The organism is Azorhizobium oxalatiphilum, assembly GCF_014635325.1.
Classification (GTDB): Bacteria; Pseudomonadota; Alphaproteobacteria; order Rhizobiales; family Xanthobacteraceae; genus Azorhizobium; species Azorhizobium oxalatiphilum.
Genome location: NZ_BMCT01000009.1, coordinates 214389 through 233507, shown reverse-complemented (window position 1 = coordinate 233507; position 19119 = coordinate 214389). Strand labels below are relative to the sequence as shown.

The following is a 19119-nucleotide window of genomic DNA, read 5'->3' as shown; positions in this document are numbered from 1 at the left end:
CGGGTGTCACATGCCGGCCTTGATGACTCTTTCGGCACTGGCGACGACCTGGTCCGGCAGCGTGTCGTCATCCTGCGCCGGGGCATGGCTGACCCAGGCTTTGCGGGCGGCGAGTTCGCTCTTTTCACCGCTGGACAGCGCCTTGATATAGGGCTCCGGCTTCAGGAATTTGGTGTTCTGCACCTTGTGGAGCGGATTGCCCTCCTCCAGCAGGCGCTTGCGGATGGTCAGCGCCCGCGTCACGTCATCGAAGATATAGAGGGCGATCTCCGCCGCATTCTGCTGGTGGGGATGACCGTCGGTGAGCGCCACCCGCAGCGTGTTGCAGAAGACGAAGATCGCCACCTGATCTTCCTGCAGAATGGAATCATAGAGGGCGACGGTGATCTCGGGACGCTGCAGTTCGCCATGCAGAGTGTGGATCTTCATCAGCCGGTCGGGATCGCTGTCCGGCGTGTCCTTCATCTCCAGCCAGCGCGAATAGAGATTACGGATGGTGGCGAGATAACCGGTGATGCGGTGGATCGCACCATCGCGGGTGCTGGCGGCATGGCTGTAGAGCACGCCCACATAGGCCAGCGCGCCCGCCGTGACTGTGGCCAGCGCGCCGATGACGGCGCCCGTGAAGCCGAGCCAGTTGGACAGGCTCTCGCTGTTGATGCTGCCGACCAGCCGGCCCCAGAAAGTGGCGGCGAGCGCAAAGCCGAGGCCAAGGCCCACCAGCACGGCCAGGAAACACATGACAGCCGTCCGCAACCCGTCCTTCATCCGCTCCCCTTTCATGTGGGCGGGACCATAGCAGCGGCAGGAGGCCTGTCCAGTTTCGGCAGCACGGGAAAGGCGCGCCGGAAACAGGCCCCTGCCCCGAAAAAGTGAGCAGACGCTTCCGCTTGCGGCCGCAAGCGTGTACCGGAAGCATCACCGTGTGCGCCGCCTTCCCAACGGCGCACGACATCCGCAAGGACCCCGGGTGGGCGGGTTCCTTCGCCACACCGGCAGAAGGACCGACGTACATGATCGCAAGCTGGCAGATGTGGGCATTCGGAGCAGCCGCTTTCGCGGCGCTGACCGCCATCTTCGGCAAGATCGGCGTCGCCGCCATCAATTCCGACCTCGCCACCCTCATCCGCACGCTGGTGATCATCGCCCTGCTATTCGCCATCGTGGCGGCAAAGGGCGCATGGCAGCCGCTGGGCACCATCTCGCGCCAGACCTGGATCTTCCTCGTCCTCTCCGGCCTCGCCACCGGCGCGTCATGGCTCTGCTACTACCGCGCCCTCCAGATGGCTGAGGCCAGCAAGGTGGCGCCCATCGACAAGCTGAGCGTGGTGCTGGTGGCGGTGTTCGGCGTGCTCTTCCTCGGCGAGAAGCTGAACTGGCAGAATTGGCTCGGCGTCGCCTTCATCGCTTGCGGCACCATTCTGGTCGCCCTGCGCTGAGCCGCCTCAGGCCGGCTGCGTGCGCCGCATGCGCCCGCGCAGCCAGCCCCACACAGGTATCAGCAGCACCAGCAGCGTGACGACGCCAAGCCCGCCGGCGATGGGGCGCTCGAAGAAGCCCAGAAAGCTGCCGTCCGACTTGATCATGGAGGTGACAAAACTCTCCTCCAGCATCTTGCCCAGCACGATGCCGAGCACGCACGGCGCCACCGGCACTTCATGCTCCTCCATGAGGAAGCCGAGCACACCGAACACCAGCATGATGATGACGCCATAGACCGCGTTGTTCACGGCAAACGCGCCCACCACGCAGAAAGCGAGGATGATGGGCATGAGGATGCGGCGGGGGATGTTGAGCAGCGCCGTGCCCGCCCGCGCCGCCGCCAGCCCGAGCGGCACCATGGCGACGTTGGCGAGGATGAAGATGAAGAAGATGGCGTAGATGGATTCCGGATTGTTGAGGAACAGCGTCGGGCCGGGGTTCAGCCCCTTCAGATAGAGCACGCCGATGACGATGGCGGTGATGCTGTCGCCGGGAATCCCGAACACCAGCGCCGGCACCCAGGCGCCGCCGAGCGCCGCATTGTTGGAGGAGGTGCTCTCGACGATGCCCTCCAGATGGCCGGTGCCGAATTTCTCCGGCGTCTTGGAGAACTTCCGGCTCATGGCGAAGGACACCCAGGCGGCGATGTCCGCCCCCGCGCCGGGCAGGATGCCGATGGCGGTGCCGGTGATGTTGCCGCGCAATTGCTGCGGCCAGTATTTCACGAAAAGATGGCCCCAGCCCTTCAGCGGGTTGCCCAGCGCCACCTGCTTCACGTCCCAGTCCTGCGCGCCGGAGACCATGGAGCGGATCACCTCCGACATGGCGAACAGGCCGATCATGGCGGGGATGAAGTCCACCCCGCTCATCAGGTCCGTATTGCCCATGGTGAAGCGCGGGATGCCGGCCGGGTTCTCCAGGCCGATGGAGGCCACGAACAGACCGATGAACAGCGAGATCATCCCCTTCAGCGGCGAGCCGGTGCCGATGAAGATGGCGCAGGCGAGCCCGAGCAGCGCCAGCCAGAAATATTCGAACGAGGAGAATTGCAGCGCCACCTCGGCAAGCAGTGGTGCGCTGATGATCAATACGAAGGTGCCGAACAGCCCGCCCAGCGCCGAGAACAGCACGTTGGCGCCCAGCGCCAGTTGCGCCTGCCCCTTGCGGGTCATGGCGTAGCATTCGTCCGTATAGGCTGCGGAGGCCGGCGTGCCCGGCATGCGCATGAGCGTGCTGGGGATGTCGCCCGCGAAGATCGCCATTGCTGAGCAGGAGATCATCGCGCCCACCGCCGGGATTGGGTCCATGAAGAATGTCACCGGCACCAGCAAAGCGATGGCCATGGTGGCGGTGAGGCCGGGGATGGCGCCGACCACGAGGCCGAAGGCGGCGGCGAGGAAGATGGTGAGCAGCACGTCCCAATGCAGGACGAGGGCGATGCCGTTCTCGATCGCACCCATGTCAGAGCCATCCTTCCACGAGACCGCGCGGCAGCGGCACGCGCAGCCCGTACGCGAAGGAATAATAGGTGATGACCGCAACCACGATGGCGAGCGGGATCGCCACGACGACGCGCACCCGCAGCAGCACGAACAGCCCGCCCGTCATCAGTGCGGTGGCGAGGACGAAGCCGAGGCGCGGCGCCAGCAGCATGTAGGCGATGACCGCTGCCACGGGCGCTGCCGCCCGCATGAGCGCCGCCCGCTCGCGCGCCCAGCCGAGCGCGATGGCCGGGCCGGCCCCGCTCCTGAGCGCCTGCGCGCCAAGAGCGAAGCCGCAGAGGATGAGGCCCACTGCCGTCAGCAACGGAAACACCTCCGCCCCATAGGCCTGCCCCGGAATGGGCGGCAGACGGGAGGCCGCGGCGGCCAGCGCCACACCGCCGACGATCACCATGATGGCGAGGATCAGGTCATTGACGCGCATGCGGAATGCCTCCCGTGCGGGATGGGGCTATTTGGCGATGCCGACTTCCTTCATCACCGCGCCCAGCGCGGCATCGCTCTCGGCCATGAAGGTGCCGAAGGCGGCGCCCTCGGCCCAGCGCCCGCCGAAGCCGCGGCTGGTCAGGAAATCCTGATATTCCTTGCTGTCATAGGCCTTCTTGAGGGCAGCCCCGAGCACGTCCGTGACGTCCTTCGGCAGGCCCTTGGGGCCGGCGATGCCGCGCCACGCACCGATGGCCCAGTCGCTGCCGGTGGCCTCCTTCAGGGTCGGCACGTCGGGCATGAGCTTGGAGCGCTCCTTGCTCATCACCGCGAGGCTGCGCACGCGGCCGGCGTCGATGACCGAGCGCGCCTCGGGTAATGAGCAGGTGACCACCTGCACGCCGCCCGCCATCAGATCCTGCAGGCCCGGCGCGGCACCGTTGCTCGGCACCCACGGCACGCTGGCGGGGGCGATCTTGTCCGAGGCCAGCATGCCCGCCAGCGCCAGATGCCAGATGCCGCCCTGCCCGGTGCCGGAGGCCTTGAGCTTGCCGGGGTGGGCCTTGATGTCATCCAGCAGGTCGCGGACGGTCTTGTAGGGCGAGTCCGCCCGCACCTGCACGCCGGCGGCATCCTCGTTGAGCAGCGCGACCGGCGTGTAGGACTGGTAGTCGAGCTTGGTGAGCCCCTGCCAGTGCATCATGCCGATCTCGACGGTGATCAGGCCGATGGTATAGCCGTCCGGGGCGGAATCCGCGATCGCCTGATGGCCCACCACGCCCTGCCCGCCGGTGCGGTTCACCACGGCCACGGGCTGCTTGAGATCGCGCTCCAGCAACGAGCCGATGATGCGCGCCACCGCATCCGTGCCGCCGCCCGCGCCCCACGGCACGATGAGCGTGATCGGCCGCTCGGGATAGCCGGCGGCAGAAGCAGGAGAGAAAGCAAGGCAAGCGGACGCGGCGACGCAGAGCGCCGCAAACAGACGTTTCATGGATGTCCTCCCCAGACGAGGTCCGTCGCCAGCGAGGGCGGGAAGCCATCGATGAAACGCGGCCTTTAATCGTTTGAAGAAAGACTATGCGGGCAATCCCGCAGGGTCAACGGCTGTCCATGACCAGTGATGAATGCTTGGCAGGGGAAGCTCTGCGGCAATGGGCAACTGCTCATCAGAGGGGCGCGGCCAATGGGCCGCCAGAACAGCTCATCTTGGGGTTTCCGCAAGGATCGCCCACTCCTCGCCATCCCTCACCAGAATTTCGCGGGTGCCGGCGCGTGTCACCGTCTCCTCCATGAGGTCGGGATAGACAGCGCGGGCCTCATCCACCGCCCTCACCCAGATGTAGGGCAAGGTGCGGCCAATGAGCGGCGCGATGCTCTCGGCCCGGTAATCATCCCGCATGAAGGCGGCGGAACACAGGATGAGATAGGTGTTCCCCGCCCGCAGGCCGACGCAGCCGGGATCTTCCGTCGGAATAGGCTCGAAGCCGAGGCGCTGGTGACGCTCCAGGCTCGGCCCGATGTCCGCGAGTATGGTCAAGGGCGTGATCCGGCGCACGCCGCCGGTCGGTGCGGCAAGGGCATCGAACGGAAGAGCCAGCGCGGCTGCCAGCGCCATCATTGAAGGCGCGGCAGCACGGCCGCTCCCCTCCAGCCGCTGGACGGTGCGCAGGCTGACGCCGCTGGCGTCCGCCAGATGCGCCTGCGACCATCCCCGGCCAAGCCGTTCGGACTTCAGGCGGCTGCGGTTGATGCGGATCGACATGGCGGCGGCCCCTCTCCTAAGGATCGCCTCACCCTATCCCCCACCCGGCGGGCCCACCACGACACCTCGCCGCCACTTCACGGCCGCCCCGCATCAGGCGGGCGCGACCACCGGCCGTGCCGGCCGCCACAGCGTCTCCCGCGTGGCCGGATCGAGCGTCAGCGCCTGCCGGTCCATGACCGCCCGCAGCCCCGGGCCGATATGCGCGGCGGGCATGGCCTGAAAGCCGTGACGGCGGAACCAGGGACCGTTCCACTTCGGTTCGCGAAAGGTGGTCAGCGCGATGGCCGGGGCGCCCGAGGCTGCGGCGTGCGCCAGCACATCCGCCAGCAGGCATGGGCCGATGCCCTGCCCCGAACAGGCGGGATCGACCGAGATGTTGTCGAGATAGAGAAGCCCATCCAGCGGGCGCGTCATCGCAAAGCCGAGAATCTGGGTTTCGTCCTCGGCCACCGCGATCATCACGCGGCACGGTGCGAACCGCTCGCGGTCCAGCGCCGTGGCGTCCGCCACATGGGCCAGCCCCGCTAGCGTCCCGTACCGTTGACGGGCCTCAGCCGAGATCGCCCGCAACCGGTCGAGATCGCCGTCCCGCGCGAGCCGCAGGATCACGTCGCCGAACATGTCCTGCGCCCCCCGAGCCGGCGGCGCCTCAGTCCAGTTCCACCACCTGCCCGTCGCGCAGGGTGACACGCCGGTCCATGCGGGCGGCAAGCTCCAGATTATGGGTGGCGATGAGGGCCGCGACGCCGGTGGCATGCACCAGTTCGGTCAGCGCGCCGAACACATGGTCGGAGGTCTTGGGGTCGAGATTGCCCGTGGGCTCGTCCGCCAGCACGAGACGCGGGGCATTGGCGAGTGCGCGGGCGATGGCCACGCGCTGCTGCTCACCGCCGGAAAGCTCCGAGGGGCGATGGTTCAACCGCTTGCCTAGGCCGAGATAGCCGAGCAGGTCGCCCCCGCGCGCCGCCGCATCCTTCTTGGACAGGCCGCGGATCATCTGCGGCATCATCACATTCTCCAGCGCGGTCAGCTCCGGCAGGAGGTGATGGAACTGGTAGACGAAGCCCACATGGAGCCGGCGCAGGCGCGTGCGATCCCTGTCGGGCAGGCCCGAGGTGGCCTCGCCGTCGATATAGACCTCGCCCTCGTCGGGATGCTCCAGCAGGCCCGCCAGATGCAGCAGCGTGGATTTGCCGGTGCCCGAGGGCGCCACCAGCGCCACGGACTGGCCGGGCTCGATGGCGAAGCTGGCATCGCGCAGCACCTCGATGGCGCCCTCGCCCTCCTTGTAGCGGCGGGCGACGTTCACGAGTGCCAGGGCCGGCGGATAGTCGGGCTCGGACATCATTCGTATCTCAGGGCTTCCACCGGATCGAGCCGGGCCGCCCGCCAGGAGGGATAGAGGGTGGCGAGCAGAGAGAGGGTGAGCGCCATGATCACCACGGAGACGGTCTCGCGGATGTCCATCTTCGCCGGCAGGCGGCTGAGATAGTACAGCTCGGGCGAGAACAGCTCGGTGCGGGTGATCCAGGAGATGAACTGCCGGATCTCCTCCACGTTCAGGCACACCAGAACGCCGAGGATCACCCCCACCAGCGTGCCCACCACGCCGATGCTGGCCCCGGTGATGAGGAAGATGCGCATGATGGAGCCCTGCGAGGCGCCCATGGTGCGCAGCACGGCGATGTCGTGCCCCTTGTCCTTCACCAGCATGATCAGGCCGGAAATGATGTTCAGCGCCGCCACCAGCACGATCAGGGTGAGGATCATGAACATCACGTTGCGCTCCACCTGAAGCGCATTGAAGAAGGTGGCATTCCGCTGTCGCCAGTCGACGATATAGACCGGCCGCTGCGCCGCCGCCTGCACGGCCCCGCGCAGTTCGCCCACGTCGTCGGGATTCTGGATGTAGACCTCGATGGCGTTCACATCGCCATTGCGGTTGAAATAGGCCTGCGCCTCGGGCAGCGGCATGAAGACGAAGGCGCTGTCATATTCCGACATGCCGATCTCAAACACAGCCGCGATCTTGTAGGCTTTTATGCGCGGTGACGTGCCCATCGGGGTCACGGTGCCACGTGGGGCCACCAAAGTGATGTTGTCACCCGCGCGCAGCGAAAGCTGGTCGGCGAGGCGCTTGCCGATAGCGATCCCCTGCCCCTGATCGAAGCCTTCCAGCGTGCCCTGGCGGATGTTGTTGGCCACCGAGGGAAGCTGGCGCAGATCCTTTTCGGACAGACCACGCACCAGCACGCCGGACGCATTGTAGGGCGAGGAGGCGAGCGCCTGCCCCTCCACCAGCGGCACCGCCAGCGTGACGCCGTTGAGCTTGGAGATGCGATCCGCCACCGCCGTATAGTCGGTGAGCGAATTCTCCAGCGGCTGCACCAGCATGTGGCCGTTAAGGCCCAAAATCTTGCCGAGCAGTTCCTGCCGGAAGCCGTTCATCACCGCCATGACGATGATGAGGGTGGCCACCCCCAGCACGATGCCGAGGAAGGAGAAGCCGGCGATGACCGAGATGAAACCCTCCTTGCGCCGCGCCCGAAGGTAGCGTGCGGAAAGCATCCACTCGAAGGCAGCGAATGGCCGGGTGCCCGTGGGCTCGTCGTCGGACGAAGCACCGCTCGAACCCGTGGCTGCGGCCATGCGCTGCCGTCCCGTCATCCCTTGAGCCTCTCGAATGCCTCTGCGGGCGTAACCAGCTCACGCGAGCCGTCCACACGCCGCTTCAGTTCCACCTTGCCGTCGGCGAGGCTCTTCGGCCCCACCAGGATCTGCCACGGCAGGCCGATCAGGTCCGCGGTCGCGAACTTCGAGCCGGCCCGCTCGTCCGTGTCGTCGTACAATACCTCGACACCAGCCATGGTTAGTTTGGCGTAAAGATCGGCGCAGGCCGCATCCACGGCGCTGTCGCCCACCTTGAGGTTGAGGATGCCCACCTGGAAGGGCGCCACCGCGTCCGGCCAGATGATTCCCTGCTCGTCATGGGAGGCCTCGATCATGGCGGCCACGAGACGGGACGGACCGATGCCGTAGGAACCCATGTGGAGGAGCTTCTCGGCGCCGTCCGGCCCCAGCACCTTGGCGTTGAAGGGCTCGGAGTATTTGGTGCCGAAATAGAAGATGTGGCCCACCTCGATGCCGCGCGCAGCCATCTGCCGTTCCGCGGGAATCGCTGCGAAGGCGGCGGTGTCGTGCTTCTCTTCGGTGGCGGCGTAGAGCGTGGTCCAGTCGTCGACCAGCGCCTGCATGGCGGCCGCATCGTCGAAGTTCACATCTGCGGGAGGCGGCGCCTTCTCCAGATAGTCGCCATGGCAGAACACCTCGCTCTCGCCGGTGGAGGCGAGAATGATGAACTCATGCGAGAGGTTGCCGCCGATGGGGCCGGTGTCAGCCACCATGGGAATGGCCTTGAGGCCCATGCGCGCGAACGTGCGCAGATAGGCGACGAACATCTTGTTGTAGGAGTGGCGCGCGCCCTCCGCGTCCAGATCGAAGGAATAGGCGTCCTTCATCAGGAATTCGCGCGAGCGGTAGACGCCGAAGCGCGGGCGCACCTCGTCCCGGAACTTCCACTGGATGTGGTAGAGGTTCAGCGGCAGGCTCTTGTAGGACTTCACCGAGCCGCGGACGATCTCGGTGATCATCTCCTCGTTGGTGGGGCCGAACAGCATGTCGCGCTCGTGCCGGTCCTTGATGCGCAGCATTTCCTTGCCGTAGTCGTCGTAGCGGCCGCTCTCGCGCCACAGGTCCGCCGACTGGATGGTGGGCATCAGCAGTTCCACCGCGCCGGTGCGGTTCTGCTCCTCGCGGATGATGTTGCAGATCTTGTTCAGCACCTTCAGGCCCAGCGGCAGCCAGGCGTAGATGCCGGCGCTTTCCTGCCGGATCATGCCGGCGCGCAGCATCAGGCGGTGCGAGACGATGTCCGCTTCCTTGGGAACCTCGCGGAGAATGGGCAGGAAGTAGCGGGACAGGCGCATCGGACGACTCGGAAGTTCGGGTTTTCAGAAAATTTTCTGGCAGCAGAGAAAGCGGAACGCCTCGCAAAACACAAGCCCGGCCCGTCCGTTCGGCTTTCCGGCGCCCGCGCCACCGCCCCGTAATCCCTGCCGCGCCAGCAGTTGCAATGAAAATCGAGCGTTGACGGCCGATTTTCATTTCTCGCGATCTGCTGTTGTCAGTCCGCACCCATGTTGCGATGCAACATTCCAAGTATTGCGGCGCAAGGATGACAAACGCATGATTCTTGTTCTAACGTCTCCTCGCCACAAGAAAGGGGACCGTCCCTGCGCCGCAAGGCTCAGGCATGAGGGTCCAGGTCTCGGGAGGAATTGAAAAACAAAAACAAGCCGACCGACGACCGCCCTTAAGTGCGAGACAATTCGGAACGGCAGCACATTTGGAAGATGCGGCGGCACCCGCAGACTTCCGCAAAACAGTGCTAATCCTCAAAAAGGCGAGACATCCGGTCTCGCCTTTTTTCTTTGGCGCACGCACTTCCGGCGCCCCAGGCACATCCCGGAACGCGACTACGACCGGCAGGATGCGCCCGTCCATCGCCGCCCGCAATTGGACAGTTCGGCCCAGGGGGGCCTCCCCGAGTCCCCATCGACTCAGCCCATGAGAGCGCCCCGCACGCAGGGCGCCCTCCCCTGCCGTAACCGCGCCGGGCTCAATAGCCCTTGGCGTCGAACGGCATGGGCAGGTCTTCGAGGCGCACCACGCCGCTGCGGACCAGAAAGATGACGCCAGCCGTCACCACCGCTGCCAGCAGCGTGGTCGCCAGCATCTTGCGGATGAGGCCCAGACGCACGGGCGCGCCGGGATCGCCGCCGGGATGGGGCGCCACGCCCGCTTCCGCATGGGAGCGCACGCCGAACGGCAGCACCGCGAACAGGCACAGCCACCAGATGATGAAATAGATGGCGAGGATGGAGCCGATACCCATGGCGGCGCCCTCAGGCCTGCTCCAGCTCGACCAGCGTGCCGTTGAAGTCCTTCGGATGTAGGAACAGCACCGGCTTGCCATGGGCGCCGATCTTCGGCTCGCCGTCGCCCAGCACGCGGGAGCCTGCCGCCTTCAGCCGGTCGCGGGCGGCCAGGATGTCATCCACCTCGTAGCAGATGTGGTGGATGCCGCCGTCCGCATTGCGCTCCAGGAACTTGGCGATGGGGGAATTCTCGCCCAGCGGCTCCAGCAGCTCGATCTTGGTGTTGGGCAGGTTGATGAAAACCGTTGTGACGCCGTGCGCCGGCTGTTCCACCGCTTCGGAGACGCTCGCCCCCATGGTGTCGCGATAGAGCGCGGTTGCGGCGGCGATGTCCTTCACCGCGATGGCGACGTGATTCAGGCGTCCGATCATTCCTGTCCTCCCCGGGGCGGTGCGATTGTGAAGGAGATGCACCGATCAGAGTGTTTCACCTGATCGGCCCCGCCTCCAGCCGTCCCTTATGCGGACGGCACTATATCGCCCCGAAAGTGAGAAGGGGCAGATTGAATCAATCCGCCCCTTCTCACTCTGAAGTCAGGATGTGCTCCGCGAGGATCAGACCTCGACAATATGGACGTGGCAGACCGGCTTCTTGCCCCAGGCCCCGTTCACCGCCCCGCGCACCGCCTTCTCCAGCGAGTCGGACAAGGCCTCGGGATCGCGGCGGCGAGCCTTGGGCAGGCCGTCGAAGGTCGTCACCACCGTGTCGAGGATGAGGTCGAGCATGTCCACGCTCCCCTCCCCGCGCTCCGGAACGCCGCTGATCTCCACGGAGGGATCGCCCACCATGTTGCCCTTGCCGTCAGTGGCCAGCGCCACGGACACCACGCCCACATAGGCAAGGCGGCGGCGCTCCGGGATGGTACGGGCCGTGTCGGGGATGAGCAGGCGGCCGTCCTTGTAGAGGCGGCCGTGGGGCACCTCTTCCACCCGGTCAGCCGGACCGGGGGCAAGGCGGATCACATGGCCATCGGCGCAGTTCACCACTTCCGGCACGCCCAGCGCCTTGGCGAGGGCCGCATGCTCGGAGAGGTGCAGCGGCTCGCCATGCACGGGCACGGAGACCTGCGGGCGCACCCACTTGTACATCTGCTCCAGTTCGCCCCGGCGCGGATGGCCGGACACGTGCACCATGCCGTCCTTGTCGGTCATCACCTTGATGCCGCGCTTCACCAGCCCGTTGATGACGGTGTTCACCACCTTCTCGTTGCCGGGAATGGTGCGCGAGGAGAAGACCACGAGATCGCCATGGGACAACGCGATCTCGGGATGATCGTCGGTGGCGATGCGGCTCAACGCAGCGCGCGGCTCGCCCTGACTGCCGGTGAGGATGGCGACCACCTTGTCGCGCGGCAGGAAGCCGAAAGCCTCCGCGCCCCGGAAGGCCGGGATGCCGTCCAGCATGCCCTGCTCGCGGGCAACGCCGATGACGCGCTCCATGGCGCGGCCCACAACCACCACTTCGCGGCCGTTGGCATAGGCCGCTTCCGCAATGGCGCGCACGCGGGCGACGTTGGAGGAGAAGGTGGTGAAGGCCACGCGATACTTCGCCTTGGCCACCACGTCCTTCAGCGTTGCCGCCACGTCCGCCTCGGACGGTGAGACGCCATCGCGGATGGCGTTGGTGGAATCGCAGATCATGGCCCGCACGCCCTCGTCGCCGAGGGCCTGAAGGCGGGCCGAGTCGGTCACGTGGCCGACGCCGGGATGCGGATCGAGTTTCCAGTCACCGGTGTGCAGCACGAGGCCCGCCTCGGTGCGGATGGCGAGCGCATGACTGTCCGGAATGGAATGCGCCACGGGGACGAATTCCACATTGAACGGGCCGATCTGCACATTGCCGCCGGAGGCCACCACCTCGATCGGGATCTTCGGCGCGCCGGGCTCCTGCAGGCGCTTGGCGTCCAGCAGAGCGGCGGTGAAGCGGGTGGTGTAGACGGGGCACTCGAGGCGCGGCCACAGGTCCAGCATGGCGCCCACATGGTCCTCGTGACCATGGGTCAGCACGAGGCCGGCGATGCGGCCCTTCACGCTTTCCAGATACCGGATGTCGGGCAGCACGAGATCGACGCCCGGCGCCTCTTCGCCCGCGAAGCTCATGCCGAGATCGACGATGAGCCACTGGCGCTGGCGGCGCGGTCCAATCCCGTACAGGCCGAGATTCATGCCGATCTCGCCCACCCCCCCGAGAGGCGCGAAGACGAGCTCGTTATTGTCAGCCATATGTAGGGTCAATCCACTTTCGGTTGCAGCGAGACATCGCCCGCCGTCACAATTTCCGCGATCCCGTCGCGGCGGCGCAGCATCATGGCGCCACGATTGTCGATGCTTTCAAAGCGGCCGGTCACTTCCCGCTCGCCGATCTTGACGCTCACCTGATCGCCGATGGCGAGGGCATAGCGCATCCATTCGGTGCGGATGGACGGGAAACCGTTGCCGGCGTTCCACTGGTTGAGGCGCACGGCCATGGCAAGGTCGAGTGCTTCCAGCAGGCGGTCGGGCGCCGTCGGCGCGCCGGCCTCCTCCAGACTGGTCGCCTTGTAGGGCAGGCCTTCGGGATGGTGCAGGCAGTTGACGCCGAAGCCGATCACGGCAGCCGGGCGGCCGTAGCGGTCGGACCCGCCTTCCACGAGGATGCCGGCCAGCTTGCCGCCGTCCAGCATCAGATCATTGGGCCATTTCAGCTTGAGCGTATCCAGCGACAGCAGAGGCGCTGCCGCCACCACCGCATCGCGCAGGGCCAGCCCCGCCACGAAGCAGAGCTGGGCGAGGTTGGCCACCGGCGCCGGGTTCGGCAGCACGAGGGTGGCGAACAGATTGCCCAGCTCACTGGTCCACGGACGCCCGCGCCGGCCGCGGCCGGACGTCTGGATGTCCGCCACCAGCCAAGCGGGCATGGCTTCGCCGCGGCTCAGGCGCTCAAGGCCCTCCGCATTGGTGGAGCCGATCTCCGCGAAGCGGACGATTGGGATGGTCGAACTTTGAAACCTTTGTGCCGCCATCGTTTTCAGAAGAGCGCGCGCGCCGCAGCGCCCGCAGCCTCGATAAGAGGAGCCGGATAGACGAAATAGAAGATGGTGAAGAGGCCGGAAAGCCCCAAAACCGCCTTCAGCTCGCCGGGCATCCCATCGAACGCCTCGGCCGGTTCGTCAAAGTACATGATCTTCACCACCCGGAGGTAGTAGTAGGCGCCGATCACCGACGCAACCACGCCGATCACCGCGAGAGCATAAAGCCCCGCCTGGATCGCCGCCACGAACACATAGTACTTCGCGAGGAATCCGGCCAGCGGGGGAATGCCCGCCAGAGAAAACATCAGAGCCCCTAAAAGGAGCGCCATCAGCGGACGGGTGCGGGACAGGCCCGCCAGATCGTCCACGGTTTCCACCGCCCGGCCGTCGCGACGCATGGCCAGCACGCAGGTGAAGGAGCCGAGGGTCATGACCACGTAGATGGCCATGTACATCAGCACGCCGCGCACGCCTTCCTGCGTTCCCGCCGCCAGGCCCACGAGGGCGAAGCCCATGTGGCCGATGGAGGAATAGGCCAGCAGGCGCTTGATGTTGCGCTGACCGATGGCGGCGAACGAACCCAGCACCATGGAAGCGATGGAGACGAAGGTGACGATCTGCTGCCAGCTATGGGTGACGTTGGGCAGCGCCTCGATGGCCACCCGCACGAACACCGCCATGGCCGCAACCTTCGGCGCGGTGGCGAAGAAGGCCGTCACCGGGGTCGGGGCGCCCTCGTACACGTCCGGCGTCCACATGTGGAACGGCACGGCCGAGACCTTGAAGCACAGGCCGGCGAACAGGAACACGATGCCGAAGATCAGGCCGAGGCTGGGCTGGGTCGCCACCTTGGCGATCTCGGCGAAGTTCACCGAGCCGGTGAAGCCATAGAGCAGCGAAGCGCCGTACAGCAGCATGCCCGAGGACAGCGCGCCGAGGACGAAATACTTCAGGCCGGCCTCGGTGGAGCGCACCGAGTCCCGGTTGATGGCCGCCACCACATAGAGCGAGAGGCTCATCAGCTCGAGGCCGAGATAGAGGGCGATCAGGTCGCCGGCAGAGATCAGGATGCAGATGCCGAGCGAGGCCAGCACCACCAGCACGGCATATTCGAACCGCGCCTGCTGCGCCCGGCTGAGCCAGTCCACCGACATCACGAGGGAGGCCGCCGCGCCGAGGAGCGCGATGACCTTCATGAAGCGGGCAAAGGGATCCACCAGCATGGAGCCATGGAAGGCCACCACCGTCGTGCCGGGCTGGAGCAGCACGAGCACGCCCGCCGCAACCAGCGCGGCGATGGCAAGCCCGTTGATGAGATTGGCCGACTTCTCACCCTGAATGGCGCCGATCAGCACCAGCAGGATGGCGGAGACGGCCAGCAGCAGTTCGGGAAGGACCGCACCAAGAGGAGGCAGAACGGAAGGCATCGGACGGGCCTCGGATCAGTGGCTGAGCAGCAGGGCCGCGGTCTTTGCGGCACTGGCGGCTGTCTCGGTACGGGCAACGACGAAGTTCACCGCATGGGAGGTCATGTCCAGCACCGGCGCGGGCCAGAAGCCGAACAGGATGGTCAGGAACACCAGCGGGACCATGATGACGATCTCGCGCGGAGTGAGATCCTTCATCTTCATGAGGCTCTCCTTCTCCAACGGGCCGAAGATGACCCGCCAGTAGAGCCACAGCGCATAGGCGGCGGAGAGGATGACGCCCGTCGCCGCGAAGAAGGCCACCCAGGTGTTCTTCTGGAAGGCGGCGAACATGGTGAGGAACTCGCCCACGAAGCCCGAGGTGCCCGGCAGGCCCACGTTCGCCATGGTGAAGACCATCATAGCGCCGGCATAGAGCGGCATGCGCTTGGCAAGACCACCGTAGGCCGAGATGTCGCGGGTGTGGAGCCGGTCGTAGATCACGCCGACGCACAGGAACAGCGCGCCCGACACGAAGCCGTGCGAGATCATCAGGAACATGGCGCCCTGCAGGCCCGCCTCGTTCATGGCGAAGATGCCCATGGTCACGAAGCCCATGTGGGCGATGGACGAATAGGCGATCAGCTTCTTGATGTCCTCCTGCACCAGCGCCACCAGCGAGGTGTAGATGACGGCCACCACGCTGAGCGTCCACACCAGCGGCGCGAAATAGTGCGACGCATCAGGGAACATGGGCAGCGAGTAGCGGATGAAGCCGTAGCCGCCCATCTTCAGCAGCACGCCCGCCAGGATGACGGAGCCGGCGGTCGGCGCCTCCACGTGGGCGTCGGGCAGCCAGGTGTGCACCGGCCACATGGGCATCTTCACCGCGAAGGAGGCGAAGAAGGCCAGCCACAGCCAGGTCTGCATCTGCGCCGGGAAGCCGTGCTGGATCAGGGTGGGCACGTCGGTGGTGCCGGCCTGCCAGTACATGGCCATGATGGCGAGCATCATGAGCACGGAGCCGAGCAGCGTGTAGAGGAAGAACTTGAACGAGGCGTAGATGCGCCGCGCCCCGCCCCACACGCCGATGATCAGGAACATCGGGATCAGGGCGGCTTCGAAGAAGAAGTAGAAGAGGACGAGATCCAGCGCGCAGAAGGTGCCGACCATGAGGGTCTCGAGCACCAGGAAGCAGATCATGTACTCCTTCACGCGCTTCTTCACGCTCTCCCAGCTCGCCAGGATGCAGAAGGGCATGAGGAAGGTGGACAGGATCACCAGCGGCAGGGAGATGCCGTCGACGCCCATGTGATAGGCGGCGATCTCGCCCAGCCAGGGCTTCTTCTCCACGAACTGGAAGCCGGGGGCCGCGGCATCGAAGCCCGGCAGCAGCAGCAGCGACACCAGGAAGGTGACGAGCGTGGTCCACAAGGCCACCCAGCGGGCATTGCGGGCCGCCACTTCATCATCGCCGCGCACGACGAAGATGAAGAGCGCACCCACCAGCGGCAGGAAGGTGACGACGGAGAGGATCGGCCAGTCGGACATCATCACACTCCGGCGAACATGAACCAGGTGATGATGGCGGCGACACCGACCAGCATCACGAACGCATAATGGTAGAGGTAGCCGGTCTGCATGCGGACCACCTGGCCCGTCACATCCAGCACGCGGGCGGAGATGCCGTTCGGGCCGAGGCCGTCGATCAGCATGCCGTCACCCTTCTTCCAGAGCGTGCGGCCGATCCAGAGAGCGGGGCGCACGAACAGGAAGTTGTACAGCTCGTCGATGTACCACTTGTTGAGCAGGAACTGGTACAGCGCGTCCTGGCTCTTCGCGAGCGCCTTCGGCACCCGGCGATCCACCATGTAGAACCAGTAGGCCACCGCGAAACCAATCACCATCATCAGGGTCGGCATGTAGACGGCCCACTTCGGGATCTCATGCATGGCGTGCAGGATGTGGTTCTCCGCGCCCATGAAGATGGAGTGGCGGAAGAAGTGCTCCACGTCGTGGCCGACGAACAGCGGGTAGAAGACGAAGCCGCCAATCACCGCACCCACGCTCAGCACGGCGAGCGGCACGGTCATGACCAGCGGGCTCTCGTGCGCATGGTCATAGTGGTGATGGTCGTGCGGATGACCGTGGAAGGTCAGGAACACGAGGCGCCACGAGTAGAAGCTGGTGAGCGCGGCGGCGATCACCGTCATCCAGTAGCCATAGACCGAGAAGTGCGAGTGGCTGGCATAGGCCGCCTCGATGATCGCATCCTTGGAGTAATAGCCGGCGAGGAACGGGAAGCCGGTGATGGCCAGCGTGCCGATCATCATGGCGCCGTAGGTGAAGGGGATCTTCTTCCAGAGCCCGCCCATGTGCCGCATGTCCTGCTCATGGTGCATCGCATGGATGACCGAGCCGGCCCCGAGGAACAGCAGCGCCTTGAAGAAGGCGTGCGTCAGCAGGTGGAACATGCCGATGGAATAGGCCCCGGCGCCCATGGCCACGAACATGTAGCCGAGCTGGGAGCAGGTCGAATAGGCGATCACCTTCTTGATGTCGTTCTGCACCAGCGCGACTGTCGCCGCGAACATGGCGGTGGTGGCACCCACGATGGTGACGACATCAAGCGCGGTCGGCGACAGCTCGAAGATGGGCGACATGCGCGCCACCATGAACACGCCCGCCGTCACCATGGTGGCGGCGTGGATGAGCGCCGACACCGGGGTCGGGCCTTCCATGGCGTCCGGCAGCCAGGTGTGCAGGGTGAACTGCGCCGACTTGCCCATGGCGCCAATGAACAGCAGCAGGGCCAGCACGGTCGGCGCATCCCAGTGATGGCCGAGGAAGTGGATGGTCTTGCCGGCGAGGCCGGGGGCCTGCGCGAATACGGTGTCGAAATTCACCGCGCCGGTCATCACGAAGATGGCGAAGATGCCCAGCATGAAGCCGAAGTCACCCACACGATTGACCACGAAGGCCTTCATGGCGGCGGCGTTGGCTGAGGGCTTCTCGTACCAGAAGCCGATCAGCAGATAGGAAGCCAGACCCACGCCTTCCCAGCCGAAGAACAGCTGGACGAGGTTGTCGGCCGTCACCAGCATCAGCATGGCGAAGGTGAAGAGCGACAGATAGGAGAAGAAGCGCTGGCGGCTCGGATCCTCGTGCATGTAGCCGATGGAGTAGAGGTGAACCAGCGAGGACACCGAGGTGATCACGATCAGCATGATCGAGGTCATGGTGTCGATGCGCAGCGCCCAGTCGATCTTGAGGTCGCCCACATAGATCCAGTGCATGAGCTGCACGCGGGTATCCGCGCCGCCGATGCCGACCCTGAAGAAGGTGATCCACGACAGCAGCGCCGCGATGAACAGGAACGCGGTCGTCACAATCTCGGACGGACGCGGGCCCAGCACGCGGCCGAAGATGCCGGCGATGAGGAAGCCGATGAGCGGCAGGAAGACGATGGCCTGATACATGCCCTCAGCCCTTCATGGCGTTGATGTCCTCGACGGCGATCGAACCGCGATTGCGGTAGAACACCACGAGGATGGCGAGGCCGATGGCGGCCTCGGCGGCCGCGACTGTCAGCACGAGCAGCGCGAAGATCTGGCCGACGATAATGCCCTGGAAGGCCGAGAAGGACACCAGGTTGATGTTCACCGCCAGCAGGATGAGTTCCACCGACATGAGAATGACGATGACGTTCTTCCGGTTGAGGAAGATGCCCAGCGTGCCCAGTGTGAACAGGATGGCCGCGAGGGTCAGATAATGGGACAGCCCGATTTCCATGGCGCCCGGCTCCTCAAATGCCCTGGCCCGGACGCACCTTGACGACCTTGATGGCGTCCTCGGGCATCCGGTTGACCTGGGCGGAAATGTTCTGGCGCTTCACATTCGCCTTGTGGCGCAGCGTCAGCACGATCGCGCCGATCATCGCCACCAGCAGCACGAAGCCGGCGATCTGGAAGAAGTAGATATAGTCCGTGTAGAGCACCTGTCCGATGGCATGGGTGTTGCCCTTCGGATAGGTCATCACGGCGGTCTTGGTGACGGTCACGCCGGGTCCGGAGATCCACGTGCCCACGACCAGCACCAGTTCGGCCAGGAAGATCAGGCCGACGATGGCGCCCACCGGCAGATACTGCAGGAAGCCCTGGCGCAGCTCGACGAAGTCCACGTCCAGCATCATCACCACGAACAGGAACAGCACCGCCACCGCGCCCACGTAGACGACCACGAGGATCAGCGCGAGGAACTCCACCCCGAGCAGGATGAAGAGGCCCGCCGCATTCACGAAGGCGAGAATGAGGAACAGGACCGAATAGACCGGGTTACGGGAGGAGATGACCATGAAGGCCGACCCCACCAGCACGGCGGCAAAGAGGTAGAAAAACGCTGCCGCGAAACTCATGCGCCGAGCTCCCCTTTCCGCGACGCGCAGGCGTCGATCTTTTCCAGCCGCATTCGCCGGCCGGCCTGTCGAGTGCCCGTGCCCATCGCCTCAAGTCCACTTTCGGGGCACCG

Annotated in this window: 19 protein-coding genes; 1 reads left to right on the top strand and 18 read right to left on the bottom strand. The window is 65.6% G+C overall.

The features are described 5' to 3' along the window. Nucleotides 1-6: 6 nt before the first annotated feature. Nucleotides 7-741 (bottom strand): hypothetical protein, encoded by a 735-nt coding sequence (locus tag IEW24_RS24650; protein WP_188583571.1) that lies wholly within the window; start codon nt 739-741, stop codon nt 7-9. Between the two features lie 272 nt (nt 742-1013). Between IEW24_RS24650 and IEW24_RS24645 the strand changes: the two genes are divergently transcribed. Further along, nucleotides 1014-1439 carry an EamA family transporter gene (locus IEW24_RS24645; protein ID WP_188583570.1) on the top strand — a complete coding sequence of 142 codons (426 nt, stop codon included), beginning with the start codon at nt 1014-1016 and terminating at the stop codon, nt 1437-1439. Nucleotides 1440-1445: 6 nt separating this feature from the next. Here IEW24_RS24645 and IEW24_RS24640 read toward each other — a convergent pair whose 3' ends face one another. The 17 genes from IEW24_RS24640 to IEW24_RS24560 all read right to left on the bottom strand — a co-directional run bounded on the left by IEW24_RS24640 (nt 1446) and on the right by IEW24_RS24560 (nt 19006). Further along, the gene (locus IEW24_RS24640) at nt 1446-2942 is read right to left on the bottom strand and encodes a tripartite tricarboxylate transporter permease (protein ID WP_188583569.1); all 1497 of its coding nucleotides are present in this window, start codon (nt 2940-2942) and stop codon (nt 1446-1448) included. 1 nt (nt 2943) lies between these two features. Continuing rightward, nucleotides 2944-3408: a tripartite tricarboxylate transporter TctB family protein gene (locus tag IEW24_RS24635; protein WP_188583568.1), complete on the bottom strand. Its 465-nt coding sequence runs from the start codon at nt 3406-3408 to the stop codon at nt 2944-2946. 27 nt (nt 3409-3435) lie between these two features. Beyond that, nucleotides 3436-4404 (bottom strand): Bug family tripartite tricarboxylate transporter substrate binding protein, encoded by a 969-nt coding sequence (locus tag IEW24_RS24630; protein ID WP_188583567.1) that lies wholly within the window; start codon nt 4402-4404, stop codon nt 3436-3438. A 210-nt stretch (nt 4405-4614) separates the two neighbouring features. Continuing rightward, nucleotides 4615-5175 carry a helix-turn-helix transcriptional regulator gene (locus IEW24_RS24625; RefSeq protein ID WP_188583566.1) on the bottom strand — a complete coding sequence of 187 codons (561 nt, stop codon included), beginning with the start codon at nt 5173-5175 and terminating at the stop codon, nt 4615-4617. Nucleotides 5176-5268: 93 nt separating this feature from the next. Then, on the bottom strand, nt 5269-5799 hold the full coding sequence (locus IEW24_RS24620; protein ID WP_188583565.1) for a GNAT family N-acetyltransferase: 531 nt from the start codon (nt 5797-5799) through the stop codon (nt 5269-5271). A 28-nt stretch (nt 5800-5827) separates the two neighbouring features. After that, nucleotides 5828-6526 (bottom strand): ABC transporter ATP-binding protein, encoded by a 699-nt coding sequence (locus IEW24_RS24615; protein ID WP_373870134.1) that lies wholly within the window; start codon nt 6524-6526, stop codon nt 5828-5830. Then, the gene (locus IEW24_RS24610) at nt 6523-7827 is read right to left on the bottom strand and encodes a lipoprotein-releasing ABC transporter permease subunit (protein WP_210324282.1); all 1305 of its coding nucleotides are present in this window, start codon (nt 7825-7827) and stop codon (nt 6523-6525) included. Before IEW24_RS24610 ends, IEW24_RS24615 begins: the two co-directional genes overlap by 4 nt. 14 nt (nt 7828-7841) lie before the next feature. Continuing rightward, a complete protein-coding gene (proS, locus tag IEW24_RS24605; RefSeq protein ID WP_188583563.1) occupies nt 7842-9164 on the bottom strand; it encodes a proline--tRNA ligase in 1323 nt (440 codons plus the stop codon). Nucleotides 9165-9856: 692 nt separating this feature from the next. Continuing rightward, nucleotides 9857-10132, bottom strand: a complete 276-nt coding sequence (locus IEW24_RS24600; protein WP_188583562.1) for a DUF1467 family protein — start codon at nt 10130-10132, stop codon at nt 9857-9859. A 10-nt stretch (nt 10133-10142) separates the two neighbouring features. Continuing rightward, nucleotides 10143-10547, bottom strand: coding sequence for a methylmalonyl-CoA epimerase (gene mce / locus IEW24_RS24595; RefSeq protein WP_188583561.1), 405 nt, complete (start codon nt 10545-10547; stop codon nt 10143-10145). Between the two features lie 183 nt (nt 10548-10730). Next, a complete protein-coding gene (locus IEW24_RS24590) occupies nt 10731-12398 on the bottom strand; it encodes a ribonuclease J (RefSeq protein ID WP_188583560.1) in 1668 nt (555 codons plus the stop codon). Nucleotides 12399-12406: 8 nt separating this feature from the next. Then, a complete protein-coding gene (locus IEW24_RS24585) occupies nt 12407-13177 on the bottom strand; it encodes a biotin--[acetyl-CoA-carboxylase] ligase (RefSeq protein ID WP_188583559.1) in 771 nt (256 codons plus the stop codon). A 5-nt stretch (nt 13178-13182) separates the two neighbouring features. Continuing rightward, complete coding sequence (gene nuoN, locus IEW24_RS24580) at nt 13183-14613, bottom strand: NADH-quinone oxidoreductase subunit NuoN (protein ID WP_188583558.1); 1431 nt, start codon at nt 14611-14613, stop codon at nt 13183-13185. Between the two features lie 15 nt (nt 14614-14628). After that, entirely contained in the window at nt 14629-16143 is a 1515-nt protein-coding gene (locus IEW24_RS24575; protein ID WP_188583557.1) for an NADH-quinone oxidoreductase subunit M, read from the bottom strand. Nucleotides 16144-16145: 2 nt separating this feature from the next. Then, on the bottom strand, nt 16146-18071 hold the full coding sequence (gene nuoL / locus IEW24_RS24570; protein WP_188583556.1) for an NADH-quinone oxidoreductase subunit L: 1926 nt from the start codon (nt 18069-18071) through the stop codon (nt 16146-16148). A 4-nt stretch (nt 18072-18075) separates the two neighbouring features. Beyond that, on the bottom strand, nt 18076-18384 hold the full coding sequence (nuoK, locus tag IEW24_RS24565; RefSeq protein ID WP_188583555.1) for an NADH-quinone oxidoreductase subunit NuoK: 309 nt from the start codon (nt 18382-18384) through the stop codon (nt 18076-18078). Nucleotides 18385-18397: 13 nt separating this feature from the next. After that, nucleotides 18398-19006: an NADH-quinone oxidoreductase subunit J gene (locus IEW24_RS24560; protein ID WP_188583554.1), complete on the bottom strand. Its 609-nt coding sequence runs from the start codon at nt 19004-19006 to the stop codon at nt 18398-18400. Nucleotides 19007-19119: the final 113 nt, after the last annotated feature.